Origin of the sequence: Bartonella sp. HY038, from assembly GCF_014117425.1 — a bacterium.
GTDB lineage: Bacteria > Pseudomonadota > Alphaproteobacteria > Rhizobiales > Rhizobiaceae > HY038.
Genome location: NZ_CP059726.1, coordinates 56,465 through 70,517, shown reverse-complemented (window position 1 = coordinate 70,517; position 14,053 = coordinate 56,465). Strand labels below are relative to the sequence as shown.

Below are 14,053 nucleotides of genomic sequence, written 5' to 3'. Positions count from 1 at the left end.
ATTGGTTTTCAAGCACATTTTTGAAAATCATGCATTAAGAGCTATATGGAATCAAGCTCTTGCTAATATTCATAATATAAAAACGAAAGGACTATTTCCTTAATTGATACTTTAAACGGGCAGGGCAGAACCGTTGTAATCATTAATCAACAAAAATTTCAATATAAAAAAAGCCCCTTTTACGTTAAATAAAAGGGGCTTTTTGATTAGTTGCTATTTAATTATTTCTTTAATTTCAGTGTGATGGGGGTCTTTAATTGGACGAGCAAACATCACTGATACAAATGAGATTATTGCACAGAAAATGATATAGAAGGCAACGGCAAACCATGCACCATTAAATTTATAAAGCAACATGGTTGCAATAAAGGGTGCTGTACCACCAGCAAAAGCGGCACCAATTTGGTAGCCAAGAGTAATACCTGTATAGCGCACCCGTGCTGAGAATATTTCAGACATTAAAGTACCAAGGGTTGCAGTAAGCGGCGCCCATACGATACCTGCACCAATAATTGTTGCGGCAAAAACACCGGTAATTGTGCGTGTATCAAGGATCATAAAATATGGGAATGCAAAGGCTGCCATAAGAACACAGCCAAAAAGAAATACTTTTTTACGACCAAATATATCTGACATCAGCCCCATAAGAGGGATAAAGAGGATTGTTACAATAGATGCAACAGTCACCGAATTAATTGCGTAAAACTTTTCAATATCTAATTGGTTGGTTGCATAGCTGATAATAAAGGTGGTGAAAAGATAAAATGGTGCGGTCTCAACTACTTTTGCACCGGTCGCGATTAACACTTCGCGCCAATGGTCACGGAATGTATCAACAATCGGCACAGAGGCAATTTTACCAGCCTTTTGGGTTTCACGGAAAGCAGGTGTTTCATCAACACCCTTACGGATCCAAAGTCCAACAAAAACCAGCAAAATACTACCAATGAAAGGAAGACGCCAGCCCCAGCTCATAAATTGTTCTTGTGGCAAAAGGCTTACCAAAGACAAAGCACCCGTTGCAAGCACGAGACCGAGCGGCACGCCAAGCTGAGGCACTGAACCAAAAAGACCTTTACGATTTGATGGTGCATACTCAAAAGCAAGCAATAATGCGCCACCCCATTCCCCTGAAATGCCTAGGCCTTGAATAAGACGTAAAACAATGAGCAATACAGCCGCCCAAACGCCTATTTGGTCATAGGTTGGCAAAATACCAATACCAAAGGTTGAAATACCCATAAGCGATAGAGTGAGAACCAGGGTCTTTTTACGGCCAATCTTATCACCAATATGGGAGAAGATGAAACCGCCAAGCGGCCGGACAAAGAAGGTTAGCGAAAAGGTAAGATAAGCGAGCATTTGCCCGACAATCGGGTCAAACTCTGGAAAGAAGAGTTTGTTAAAAACCAAAGCTGCCATAGTGGCATAAAGGAAATAGTCAAACCATTCGATGGCGCTGCCGATAAGACTTGCGGCAAGAACGCGCTTGTTCATCACTTCTGAACGCGTGGGTGCTGTCATTTAAAGTTCCATTTGTTTCGTTAATCATTTTTTGGCAAACTAGAGGAACTTTGCCAACTTGCAAAGCAAAATTCGAATAAAATATGACTAAAAAGTGATAGAAATCCTGAAATAAGGCAGCTTGCCTTACTTTTGCCAAATTATTTTAAATTTACGGGTCATAAATTCTCTTTATACATCAATTCATGCCATTGATGAGTGGCGACTGCATTTAGTTTTTTAAAGAATCACGGAATATTACAAATTCTTTCATTGGTAATATGAGTAAGCACTAAAAAATTAACCCAGCAATTGGTTTGATAGCTAAATATTGCAAAATTAAGCTTAAAATATTTAGCCGCATAACTAATAATAAAATCATTTTTATCAAATTTTACTAAATCATCGCTTTTGATGATATTATTTATATATCTGATTTATGAAATTCTTCACCCTCGCACATAAAAAGCTTGTCAGTGTTTATTAAACATTGAATTTTTCAACATCAAACAACGTTTTTTAAAATACAGCCCCCGTAAGGGCTTTGCTAAAATTAGAAGCAAATAGGAGATTTTGAATGAATTTTATGGATGATATAAATTGCGGTAATGAAATTCTTGTTTATCTAAAATACAAAAACTCATATATATTAATGCATGGGCCTAAAGACTTTTGGTATATGGACTATAGCATTTGGAACCGCAATGCAGATGATAAACATATCATAACTGATTTCTCGTTTCGATTTGGAATTAAAATATTAAATGAAGATAATTTAAATGTGTTCTTAAAATGTGCTTCAAGTTATATAATTGATGATAAGACGAAATTGAAATTAAAAAAATTAGAAAAAGAAATTAATAGTTTAAATGATTTTTATTCTTTTTTACCCTCTTTGTTGATCGATTTTGATCAAAAATATTTATATTCTTATTATCGTGATATGATTTCTTTTGAAAACTATGTCCCAGAAACATGGACAGGTTTATATGAAGAATTTTATGATTTAATCCCTGATAAAGAAAAATATTGGACCTCAGCAGAACTAACTTTTTTTCAAACAAAAGCAGATTGAAATATTCAGGCCTTGTCGTAAATATTTTTCGTAATGTGCGTTAATGTTAAAAATATAAAACCTTGAGAGTTATCTACCTCTTGGGCCTGCCTATTATAGGGATATATAGTGGCTCAAAAGATTAAAAAATAAATTATTTTAAAATCAAAAAGTAATTGCTCAAGGAATGGTTTTAAAGCCAATTTTACGAGTTAGGCACTTTGACGCAAGGATCATTATTCAGGTGACAGCCAAGTAGCTCGATATGGTTTAAGCTAAAGGGATATTGAGGAGTTGTTATTTGCGCGCGGTATCAAGGTTAAAGGGTTAGATTTGGGGAAATAACTCTATCGAGCAATTGATAAACACGGCGTTTAAGGCGTAAATGCGTCAAATTTAAACTTTGCGAAAAGGCCAAGTAGTTTGCTGCCTTGATAAAAACCTATAAAATATTGCCGCCTTTCGCAGATGCTAATATTTGCTGCTAGTTTGCATTGGGTGTAAATTCTGCAATAATACTATGGCGATCACCCGGATAGGTTAACTCCACAAAGGTGACAACACCAATATTATTTTTGGTAAAACGCTCAACGCAAAGACAAGCGCTATGTTCGCCAATATTGAGGATTTTAGCGGTTGCAGCATTAATATTGCGCGCTTTAATTTCATTATGGGCGCTGCTCCACGGCACTTGGTCCACCAACCAATTACCTGGCGCTATGGTTGAAAAATCGGCGTCTTTGGCTTCAGGAACGCTTGTAAGGTTGATTAAACGCCGCTCCAAACAAAAAGGGTGATGATTACCAAAATGCAAACAGCTAATGTCGCGCACCAAGCTTTCATTGCCGATATCAAGATGCAATCTATCATGTGCATCAGCTTGGCGAATAGTATCAGAGATGATTTTAAAGCTATAGCTAAGATTAAGGCTTTCAATCTCCATTGAAATCTCATTAATCGGTAAAACAGCAGCATGGCTTTGCGGCATACGGACAAAGCTACCCTTTTTGCGCCGCCGTTCAATCATACCTGCAGCCACCAGCTGCATCATCACTTTATTGACAGTCATACGCGAAACACCATAATGTTCAGCCATATCAACCTCAAAAGGTAGTTGAAAGCCAGGGCTCCATTTTCCCGTCAATATCTTGTCGCTAATATCATTCAGGATCTGCTGATGTCTGGTTTCATTTGAGTGTTTTGTCATCTCACTTCATTCGCTTTTAAAAGTTCCCCAAACTTATATAATAGGGTGTCAGTGCTCTTTTTGCCAATATTTTTGTCATATTTGGAAAAAATGCTTTAATTTTGTGCAAGTTTTTGAAATATAATCAATCAAAATTTGGGGGAGGGGTAAAATAGAAACGCTTTTGCTATGATATTGCCAAGTCGCATATTAAAAGCTCAATTTCACCTATTACCTGCACGAAATGTCGATGTCAAAACGTATCTGCCATGGAATAATCAATATTCGCATTGAATTATCAAAGCTGTTAGTTTTAAACACATATTTATACAATAATTTTGACGTATTTAAATTATAAATAAACATAGTGAGCCAATTATATAATATTTTTACAATGGGTTTATTTAAAATGGCAGTAAAATTAGGACTATAAAATATAAGATTAAATTAGATTAATTAAAATGAACAAACAAAGGGATTACTTCCATGAAGATGAAAGCAATAACTCTAATTTTAATTTCATTAATGAGTATAACCGGTGTTCATGCCCGCACAGTCTTTATGCAAGAATTTGTTTGCCCAATAGGAGGGCAAAAATTTTCCACACAAATGGACGGCAGTGGCACATCTTTTGGGCAAATGCTAGATTTTAAGCCGATTGGTCCAATGCCAGCTCCTTGGACGCTTGCTGTTTGTCCCGATAATCAATTCGTAATCTTTAAAGACGATTTCACTGAAGAAGAATTAAAAATTTTAACGCCTTATGTTGAAAGTGCCGAATATAAAAAAATAATCAATACACCAACCTATTATAGAGCTGCACAATTGCAAAGAGTGCTTAAAGAACCAACAGGCGACATTGCAACGACTTTACTGCAAGCTACTTGGCAATCTCCAACCGTGCCGTATCAGAAGGAAGCACTTGCTGAGTATAATAAATATATTGATGAGCTTGCACAAAACCAAAGCACTGCTCAATTATTTGAAAATGCACGATGGGTTAATGCCAATTTAATTGCGCTTGAGCTTGAGCGCCGCACGGGTCAATTTGATGCTGCCAAACAACGTTTGAACGCATTATCAATTAGCAATGATTTCAAAGAGGATGACCAATTTATTAAACAGATTTTGACTTTACAAAAAAAACTTATTGATCAAAAAGATCAAAACGGACATCGAGTAATTGATGAAAGCGAATAAAATTTAAAAAACCAAAATGAAATGGAGGGGTTTTGATGAACTATGCGGATTTAACCCCTTATGAGTTTCCGCTAGAAGAAAATTTCAAATTACTTAATATTGGACGTTTTGATAAAACCATGCCTTTTACTCAAGGTAAAACATCGCAAGAATTTAAAGAAAAATTGGCGATGCTTATACAAGGAAAAATTGCCAATGTTAATATTATTAGCGGTAGGATACGCGGGTATTATTATTGCCCGTGTTGTCCACGCCTTGTTGATCCACCATGGATCGAGCTTTACTATTTTAACGAGATGTTACTTAACCATTTGGAAATAATCATTCCATCAGCCAAAGATGATAGGTGCTTTTACTTCACTTATGGTACCATTCATCATTTGGTTGATTGCCATGATTATCTACCGCCAACCGATTTTATTGAGGCTGTATTAAAACTAAATAGCAGTACAGCTTTCGATGCTGAATCATTTTATGGGGCATAAATCGGTCATTGATTGACCAATTATTCCCTTATATTTGCAAGGACCGCGTAAATGCTCACCAATTTTACTAAGCTTATTGGTCAACATGTTACGCCAATATTTCCATTTGGCTTCATCGGGCGACCTTGGGATAATTTTTATTGCTTAGAAAAATATTTTATTGAAACTATTGATGAAGAAAAATGGCACTGCTTTGATCTCGGCGATGTGTTAATATTTGTTGATTTTAAGTGTGATTTTTTAATGATTGATGATAATTTATTTATTATTACCGACCGCTTTTTTGTGAAAATGCGTGAAAAAATACAACATTTTTCGCGCGGTGCAATAGGGCTTATTGGTGCGCCGGCAAGGGTAGAGCGGGACATGGGTGATATTGTCTATGCGATGAATGGTGCAATCAAACAAAGTGCAAAGTTAAAGAAATGAGCGCGCAAAACCTTGTTATTGAGCTTGATTTACGCGATGTCGATACAGCGCAAAAGCTTTATACAGCACTTAATAACGCCTTTGGCTTTTTTAGTGGCTTTGGTAATAACGGCAATGCGGTGTTAGATTGTCTGTCATCTATTTATTATGGTGAACAAAGCCTTTGTCAAGTAACCAATAATTGCGATAGCGAGACAATTTTGGAATTTGTTTTTTACACTGAAAACAAAAATATTATCCTACATCTGCTCGACCTAATTACTGGCATTAATCAGCGTTTAACAATTATTGGGCTTCAGGGGCGCTATTGCCTTCGTCCAATTTTACCTATTCGCAATCTATAATTATGAGATTGAATAATCGTGTCGTTTTACGATAAGATAATCACATAAGATATCTTATGGAACTTTTTTAATTGTTGAATTTTTGTCGATTGCAAATTTGAACCTTTTTTGCGGCTCGGATAGATTTCCCTCAATCGTTCAAGTTAGAATTAACCAAGCCTAAATACAACGACTTTCATTATACAATATTATCATATGTAATTAACATGGTATGAATCTCTAAAATGTGCATCACGTGGAAAGTTTTTATTACCATGAAAGCCAAAATCCTCTAATTCAAGCTTATATGTTTTTTTAAGAAATCCAACATTTCATGATAGTCATCAAAATAGTCTCTTACGAAAAATGGTTCTGTTTCTGGTGCTTCGTCAATCATAACGACATGGTCATCATAGTCTTTATTCCACACCACAAAAGCCATCACTGTATATGTCCAGTAAAGGTCATCTCGTAATGGGCGACCAATTTTTTCTATTTGAGATTGCAAATTCGAATGTTCAAATATATCATTTCTAATCTTCCATTCAATATCATCATGTGTACAGGCTCGAGCATAAAAAATAATCCATTGTTTAGTTTTACCATCTGGCGAATTAATATAGCAATAACGCTCATCACTTAAATATATTGGCCAAGGGTTATCAGGTTTTTTTATACATTTTTAATATCCTTATTTGCCAATTTGCCTTAACGTGAAATAAAAAATGCAAGACACATGAATTTTTTACGCCTATTTATTAACGAAACCAATGGTACTATCAAAATGAACTAGCGATTGACAATACGCGCCGGCAAAAGCCCGACAAGGCAACAACTTAACGCTAAAAAGCCGGCAAAAATCCATAAAGCGCCATGTGCTGACCCGGTTAGATGAATTGTTATGCCAATCAGCGTATTAGACACCATACCAGCAATATTGGCAAGGGATATGGCAAGGGCAAAACCTGTTGCGGCGGCGGTGCCTTTCAAAAAGTTGCAGGCAAAGCAAAACACAAAGCGCATAGATGAAAAGCAGAATTGAATAATCAATGCCATCAAGCATTCACGCATTGAAAACTGTGAAGTATTTTGCGCAGCTATATAGCCCTAATCAGCAGCTAATTTATAACATTTCGCAGCTTCATTTTTACGCGCTGTAATGCCTATGCCATTATAAAAAATACAACTTAAATTTTAGTTTTAACATCAAACAATAGGCAGATTTTTAATAAAATAACGATCATGGTAATTTTATTAAAAAATATATCATTCAATACAAATATTTAGGATATTTAATACTATATAAAGGCTATTTAAAAAATACATTCCACATTTTCAATACAATAATAATTTACAAAAAAATACCGCCTTAGGGAATAAAATTACCAAAAAAATGTCTAACCCTTTAACGAGGCTAATTAAATCAATGCATTCGATATGATGATCATCGTTGGGGCATTATAGTAAGGCTGCAGTAATGAATGAAGACATGATAGGCATAATCGAACCGCATATTCCCACGATGCGCCGATATGCCCGCGCTTTAATGCGTAATAAGGAAAGCGCAGATGATTTGGTGCAAGATTGTCTTGAACGCGCAATAGACCGCTGGCACCAACGCCAAAGTGATAAAAGTGCACGCGCTTGGCTATTTACTATTTTGCATAATCTTGCCATCACGCGGTTACAGCGCGTGCAAAACCAGCCCCATCTTATCGAATTAGATGAAGCAAATAGTACAAGTTATGCGGCAGCCCAAGAAAATGATCTTTATTATAAGGATGTTATGGCAGCGATTGACCAACTAACCGCTGAACATAAAACACTTTTATTATTAGTGGCGGTTGAAGGCTTTTCTTATAGTGAAGTGGCGCAAATGCAGCAAATTCCACTTGGCACGGTAATGTCGCGCTTATCACGGGCGCGCATTCAATTGCATAAAATATTAACCGCTCCCAAAAGCACTCTTCAAAACAGCATAAAAGATGATGCGAACAGCCATTTGCGGAGAATAAAATGACAGATCGCCCCACAACTCCAATCACTGAAGATGATCTGCAAGCCTTTATTGACAACCGCCTTGATGGCGTGCGGCAAGCCGAAGTTACTGATTATTTGGCTAAACACAGCGACATGGCTGATAATATTGCTCATTTTTGCCAAGAAGCGGCAGCGCTGCGCCAAGCCCTTGCCCCAATTATTGATGAGCCAATCCCATGCGCTCTTAATTTGCGCACGCTTATTGAAGAAAGAGCAAAGTATAATCATAAAGGCGTAAAAAAAATAAAATCCACTTGGTGGAAATTACCCGATTGGAGCGGATATTGGTCTAAAATTGCGGCGGCACTATTTTTTATTGCTATAGGCTCTCTTTCTGGCTGGACTATGCGCGGTATGGAGATGGCCAATAAAAGTGATCTTCCAAATTTAAGCCGCATGGCCGCTGTGAGCTACAATATTTTTGCCCCCGAAAAAACCACTTTTGGCACTATAAATGCAGCACAAAAGCAGGAGCTTACCAGCCTTGTTAGCAATACAACCGGCCATCCTTTTAATATTCCCGATTTAACTGGCACTGGCTATGATTTTATTGGCGGACAAATGGTGCCAACTGTGCAAGGCGCTGCGGTTTTGTTTATGTATAGCAATAAAAATGGTAATCGCTTAGCCATTTTAACCCGGCCGATGCCGCGCGAAAAAGTTGGCAATATGGAGGCAGTTAGCATGGAGAATATTCATGGCTTCATGTGGGCTGATGCAGGGCTTGGTTATAGCGTGGTTAGTGAATTAAATCCGCAAATTTTGCACCCCTTGGCTAATGAGGTACGCCGACAAATTCGCCAAAATATTTAATTTAACCTTATTTTTAGTAATATTTAAAAAGGCCTATAGCATGACGCTATCGGCCTTTTTAAGTTTTCCACATTAGGCAAGCTATGATTAATCATTGATTTTAAAAAATTATTCTCATTTTTGCCACAATTTTTGAAGCGCGCATTATTGCTTTTAAATTTATTTTAAAACGAAATCGTAAAAAACTTGCGCCTTTTTAATTATGTATATACATTAAACGCAAGGGAGACTGAATATATATCTTGATAAGGCGTAACAAACTGTAATCCTTGTTATAAGACATGTTCAACTTGATTGAGGGATTGTTTCATTATTTTGTTGATCTTGTATCAATAATGACTAGGGTTTAAAGACTGCGTCAAACCGTCAACGGATAAATACACAAGCGCACTAGCGTTTTAAATAAATTTGATTAAAAAGCTAAGGGCAAAGGCGGCAAGATATGCGGAAGTCTTGAGTCACATGGCTCATTTCCCATTCATGTTTATTGATTTATCAAGGAGGAGGACGAGATGAGCGATCATGGTTTAAAAAAAGGCCTGTCACGGCGCCACATACTTTTCATTGCCCTAGGCTCGGCAATTGGTACGGGGTTGTTTTACGGATCGGCTAAAGCCATTAACCTTGCCGGCCCTAGTGTTTTATTTGCTTATATTATTTCAGGTCTTATTGCTTTTATGGTTATGCGCGCCCTTGGCGAAATGGTTATGCGCAAACCGCAACCTGGTTCTTTTGGCCGCTATGCAGCCAATTATATTTCCCCTTGGGCAGGCTTTGTTACCGGTTGGACTTATATTTTTGAAATGGCGCTTGTATGCCTTGCTGATATTACCGCTTTTGCTACCTATATGGCTTTTTGGTACCCTGATGTGTCACCTTGGCTTTGGACACTTGGCGTCACTTTGATTATTTGCGGTTTAAATCTTACCTCAGTTAAATTATTTGGTGAGCTAGAGTTTTGGCTTTCATTTATTAAAGTTGCAGCTATTGTTGCAATGATTATTGGTGGTATTGCAATTATTCTTTTTGGGTTTTCAACCACAAGTGGACAACCAACAGGTATTCATAATCTTTGGTCTCATGGCGGTTGGTTTCCAAACGGTTGGTTTGGCTTTTTAGCTGCATTTAGCGTTGTGGTTTTTGCTTTTGGTGGTATTGAAATTATTGGCCTTACCGCAGCAGAAGCACAAGATGCTGATAAAAATATTCCAAAAGCCATTAATGCCATTCCATTTCGTATTTTGCTTTTCTACGTTATGACTTTGGCCGTATTAATGTCAATTTATCCTTGGGATCAAATTGGTTTAGGCGGCAGTCCATTTACATTAATTTTTGAAAGTCTAGGCGTAAGCTATGCAGCTAATATATTGAATATTGTTGTGGTAACTGCTGCAATTTCAGCGATTAATAGCGATCTTTATGGAGCAGGTCGTATGATGCATGGCCTTGCCGAAGAAGGCCACGCGCTAAAGCATTTGCGCCATGTTGCACCAAATGGTGTGCCAGTATTAGCAATTGGCGTGATGTTTATTGTGTTAATTGCCGGTGTTGTTCTTAATTATTTCTTCCATGATGATTTGTTCTTTTTAATTGCGGCTATGGCAACTTTTGCAACGGTTTTTGTCTGGCTAATGATCCTTTTATCACAATTCTTCATGCGTATGAAAATGACCAAGGAAGAAGCTGCTGCGCTTAAATATCCAATTCCTTTCTGGCCAATTGGTCCAGTCGTCGCCATCTTATTCATGGTATTTATCATTGTTTTATTAGGCGTAGTGGAAAGTACTAGGGCTGCGCTTTGGGTCGGTCTTATCTGGCTTGCTTGGCTTACCATTTGCTATTTGGCAATTAAATATCTTGATAAGGATGGACGTTTTGTCCTTAAAAAAGAAGATTAATGGATAGCTTTTAAAAAAATAAAAAATCCCGATCTGAAATTGTCAAATCGGGATTTTATTTAAAATTTTAAGGTATCTCTTTAAAACGTGCCTCTTTATAATGTAACCACTTTCTATAAAGTGGGCCTCAAACCAGTATTTAAAATTAAACTCCATCACAAATTATGCTGGTAATTTTATCAAAAAGCTACCCTCACCCTTCGCTTCTCGCTTCAGCGATAAGCAAATAATATCTAAAATTCTCCGCTTCAAATTTTAAAAAATTGTTTCTGTGGGTCTATTGGTATCCAAAATATTTATTAAAGCTCACTTTTTATTTTTAAAATACCATCAATTGCCAAAATAACGCCAACGACCATTAAATTTTTTTAATGGGAATAAAATCGTGCGTCAATAGTCTTACTATCATATGAAACAGCCAAATTAATTATAGGCAATCCTAAACATTTAGGAAAAGCCCTATTAAAAGGAAAAGTCTATGATCAACCGACGTGGTTTTTTATTAAGCGGGGCTATTGGTGCAGGGGCACTTGGTCTTGCATCGCAAGTAAATCGTTCGGCCAATGCGGCATCACAAGGTGCCGCCGCCTTCCCCGTGTCATTGAGTGATGATGAGTGGAAAAAACGCCTTAATGATCGCCAATATCAAGTATTACGTCAACACGGCACTGAGCGTCCTTATTCTAGCCCATTAAATGACGAGCACCGCCGTGGCACTTTTGCTTGCGCGGGATGTGCAAGTGATCTTTTTGCGTCAAGCACCAAATTTGACAGTGGTACAGGTTGGCCAAGCTTTTGGGCGCCACTTAAAAATGCGGTTGGTGAAACAAAAGACACATCTTATGGCATGGTGCGCGTTGAAGTACATTGCGCGCAATGTGGTGGCCATTTAGGCCATGTTTTTAATGATGGGCCAAAGCCGACCGGTTTGCGCTATTGCATGAATGGCGATGCTATGACCTTTAAAGCAATATGATCTAATTAATACGCGATTGGTTTTGCAATTTTGTTGAAAGCCTACACGCGACATAAACAGGGATGCAATCTTAACTGTTTTAACTTATAGAATTGAGATAAATATGCTGATATTTGTAATTGCCTATCTTAGCGGCGTTTTAACCGTCATCAGCCCATGCATATTGCCGGTTTTGCCCTTCGTATTTACGCGCACCGGTCAGCCTTTCATGCGCTCTGGCTTGCCAATGTTACTTGGTATGGCAATAAGCTTTGCAATTGTTGCGTCACTCGCGGCAGTTGCGGGTGGCTGGGTAGTTGCAGCCAATCAATATGGGCGTTTATTTGCACTTATCCTATTAGCCCTTTTTGCGATAACGCTGCTTTTTCCAAGCCTTGCAACTAAATTTGCCGCGCCCTTTGTGGCGCTTGGCAACCGTCTTTCCAATGATGTCGACAATAATGCAAAAAAAGGTAATATTTGGGGCTCCGCGCTTTTGGGTGTGGCAACTGGGCTTTTATGGGCGCCTTGTGCGGGCCCTATACTTGGGCTTATCCTTACCGGTGCGGCGATTAATGGCCCCAATGCCAACACGTCTATTTTGCTGCTTGCCTATGCTTTAGGGGCAATTACATCGCTTGCAGTTATTTTATTAGTGGGTGGCCGTTTGGTTAGTTTATTAAAACGTTCATTTGGCGTTACCGATTGGGCGCGGCGCGGCCTTGGCATTGTGGTATTATTGGCCGTTGGAGCAATTGCTAGCGGCCTTGATACTGGCTATTTAACCCAAGTGTCAACCGCTAGCACCAATGCGCTTGAGCAAAATTTGATGTCACGTTTTGCCAGCGATAATGAACCCCCCGATAATAATGCGCCAAATAATAATGGCTCTAGCAATGCCATGATGGCAGCAAATCCGGCAATGATGAGCGCAAATGGCGCAGCAGATAATGCTGGTAACAATGCAATGTCGGGCAGCAATGCAATGATGGCCGGCAATAATGCCATGATGATGAGTGGCAATCGTGAGCAAAGCGCCACGCCGCAATTACCGATTGAAGGCGCAGCCCCCGATTTTACCGGCGCTACCGAGTGGATAAATTCACCGCCGCTTGACCTTGCTAGTCTTAAAGGCAAGGTGGTATTGGTGGATTTTTGGACCTATTCTTGCATAAATTGCTTGCGAACCATTCCCTATATTCGTGCTTGGGCAGAAAAATATAAGGATCAGGGTTTAGTTGTTATTGGCGTTCACTCCCCTGAATTTGCTTTTGAGCGTGATGTCAATAACATCAAAAACGCTGCGCAAAAATTAAATGTCACTTATCCGGTGGCGGTTGATAATCGCTATGCCATTTGGCGTGCTTATAAAAATCAATATTGGCCTGCCCATTATTTCATTGATGCTAACGGGCAAATTCGCCACCATCATTTTGGTGAAGGCGATTATGAACAATCCGAGCGCGTTATTCAAAGCCTATTAGCTGAAGCTGGACACACAAATATTGACAAAAATGTTGTTGATGTAAAGGCAACCGGCGAAGAAGCCGCACCTGACCTAGCCAATGTACTTTCGCCCGAAACCTATATTGGTTTTGAGCGGGCGGAAAATTTTGTTTCCCCTGATGGCATTGTCGAAAATGCGCCTAAAGATTATAGCGATGGCGATCCACGCCTTAATGAATGGGGCTTAAACGGCAATTGGACGATTGGCAAAGAAAATGCCACTTTAAACAGTGAAAAAGGCAGCATTGTTTTTCGGTTCCATGCTCGTGATTTACACCTTGTGCTTGGTCCTAAAGAACAAGGTAAAACCATTGCCTTTAAAGTAAAAATTGATGGTAAAGCGCCAGAAAACGCCCGTGGTAGCGATGTTAATGAAAATGGCGAAGGCGTTGTCAAAGAACAAAGACTTTATCAACTTATCCGCCAAAAAGAAGGCGCAGGTGATGAAGATCATCTCTTTGAAATTGAATTTATGCAACCGGGCGTTGAGGCCTATGCCTTTACCTTTGGCTAATAAAAACCCCTGCGTAAATATGCGGTAAACTTACAATTTGCCGCATATTTACAACAAAATAATGCACAGATTTTATCTAAAATATAGGTTTTAAAAGCGTATTTTGGATGACAAAAACCGCTTCACACTTTTTTAAAAAATATGCTG

General features: G+C 38.4%; 12 protein-coding genes and 1 pseudogene. 10 read left to right on the top strand and 3 right to left on the bottom strand.

Translation table 11 applies throughout. The features are described 5' to 3' along the window. Positions 1 to 213: 213 nt before the first annotated feature. Positions 214 to 1,524 (bottom strand): MFS transporter, encoded by a 1,311-nt coding sequence (locus H3299_RS14820; protein ID WP_182419939.1) that lies wholly within the window; start codon positions 1,522 to 1,524, stop codon positions 214 to 216. 556 nt (positions 1,525 to 2,080) lie between these two features. Here H3299_RS14820 and H3299_RS14815 point away from each other — a divergent pair. Further along, positions 2,081 to 2,578: a hypothetical protein gene (locus H3299_RS14815; RefSeq protein WP_182419938.1), complete on the top strand. Its 498-nt coding sequence runs from the start codon at positions 2,081 to 2,083 to the stop codon at positions 2,576 to 2,578. 463 nt (positions 2,579 to 3,041) lie between these two features. Here H3299_RS14815 and H3299_RS14810 read toward each other — a convergent pair whose 3' ends face one another. After that, a complete protein-coding gene (locus H3299_RS14810) occupies positions 3,042 to 3,764 on the bottom strand; it encodes a UTRA domain-containing protein (protein WP_182419937.1) in 723 nt (240 codons plus the stop codon). 465 nt (positions 3,765 to 4,229) lie between these two features. Between H3299_RS14810 and H3299_RS14805 the strand changes: the two genes are divergently transcribed. The 4 genes from H3299_RS14805 to H3299_RS14790 are packed head-to-tail and all read left to right on the top strand — an operon-like array spanning position 4,230 to position 6,201. Next, positions 4,230 to 4,943: a hypothetical protein gene (locus H3299_RS14805; protein WP_182419936.1), complete on the top strand. Its 714-nt coding sequence runs from the start codon at positions 4,230 to 4,232 to the stop codon at positions 4,941 to 4,943. Between the two features lie 35 nt (positions 4,944 to 4,978). Further along, positions 4,979 to 5,428 (top strand): hypothetical protein, encoded by a 450-nt coding sequence (locus H3299_RS14800; RefSeq protein ID WP_182419935.1) that lies wholly within the window; start codon positions 4,979 to 4,981, stop codon positions 5,426 to 5,428. 51 nt (positions 5,429 to 5,479) lie between these two features. Beyond that, positions 5,480 to 5,857, top strand: coding sequence for a hypothetical protein (locus H3299_RS14795; protein ID WP_182419934.1), 378 nt, complete (start codon positions 5,480 to 5,482; stop codon positions 5,855 to 5,857). Next, positions 5,854 to 6,201, top strand: a complete 348-nt coding sequence (locus tag H3299_RS14790; protein WP_182419933.1) for a barstar family protein — start codon at positions 5,854 to 5,856, stop codon at positions 6,199 to 6,201. Before H3299_RS14795 ends, H3299_RS14790 begins: the two co-directional genes overlap by 4 nt. Positions 6,202 to 6,969: 768 nt before the next feature. On the opposite strand, the pseudogene H3299_RS14785 reads toward H3299_RS14790, so the two are convergent. Next, positions 6,970 to 7,176, bottom strand: a pseudogene (locus tag H3299_RS14785) (MFS transporter); the annotation flags it as partial. A 481-nt stretch (positions 7,177 to 7,657) separates the two neighbouring features. On the opposite strand from H3299_RS14785, the gene H3299_RS14780 reads away from it, so the two are divergent. From H3299_RS14780 to H3299_RS14760, 5 genes are all read left to right on the top strand, one after another. Beyond that, the gene (locus H3299_RS14780; RefSeq protein WP_246708263.1) at positions 7,658 to 8,200 is read left to right on the top strand and encodes an RNA polymerase sigma factor; all 543 of its coding nucleotides are present in this window, start codon (positions 7,658 to 7,660) and stop codon (positions 8,198 to 8,200) included. Next, the gene (locus tag H3299_RS14775; RefSeq protein ID WP_182419932.1) at positions 8,197 to 9,033 is read left to right on the top strand and encodes an anti-sigma factor; all 837 of its coding nucleotides are present in this window, start codon (positions 8,197 to 8,199) and stop codon (positions 9,031 to 9,033) included. The genes H3299_RS14780 and H3299_RS14775 overlap by 4 nt, the downstream gene beginning before the upstream one ends. 512 nt (positions 9,034 to 9,545) lie before the next feature. Beyond that, positions 9,546 to 10,931, top strand: coding sequence for an amino acid permease (locus H3299_RS14770; RefSeq protein ID WP_182419931.1), 1,386 nt, complete (start codon positions 9,546 to 9,548; stop codon positions 10,929 to 10,931). Between the two features lie 478 nt (positions 10,932 to 11,409). Beyond that, positions 11,410 to 11,907, top strand: a complete 498-nt coding sequence (msrB, locus tag H3299_RS14765) for a peptide-methionine (R)-S-oxide reductase MsrB (RefSeq protein ID WP_182419930.1) — start codon at positions 11,410 to 11,412, stop codon at positions 11,905 to 11,907. Positions 11,908 to 12,010: 103 nt separating this feature from the next. Continuing rightward, positions 12,011 to 13,906 carry a cytochrome c biogenesis protein DipZ gene (locus H3299_RS14760; protein ID WP_182419929.1) on the top strand — a complete coding sequence of 632 codons (1,896 nt, stop codon included), beginning with the start codon at positions 12,011 to 12,013 and terminating at the stop codon, positions 13,904 to 13,906. The last annotated feature ends 147 nt before the right edge of the window (positions 13,907 to 14,053 follow it).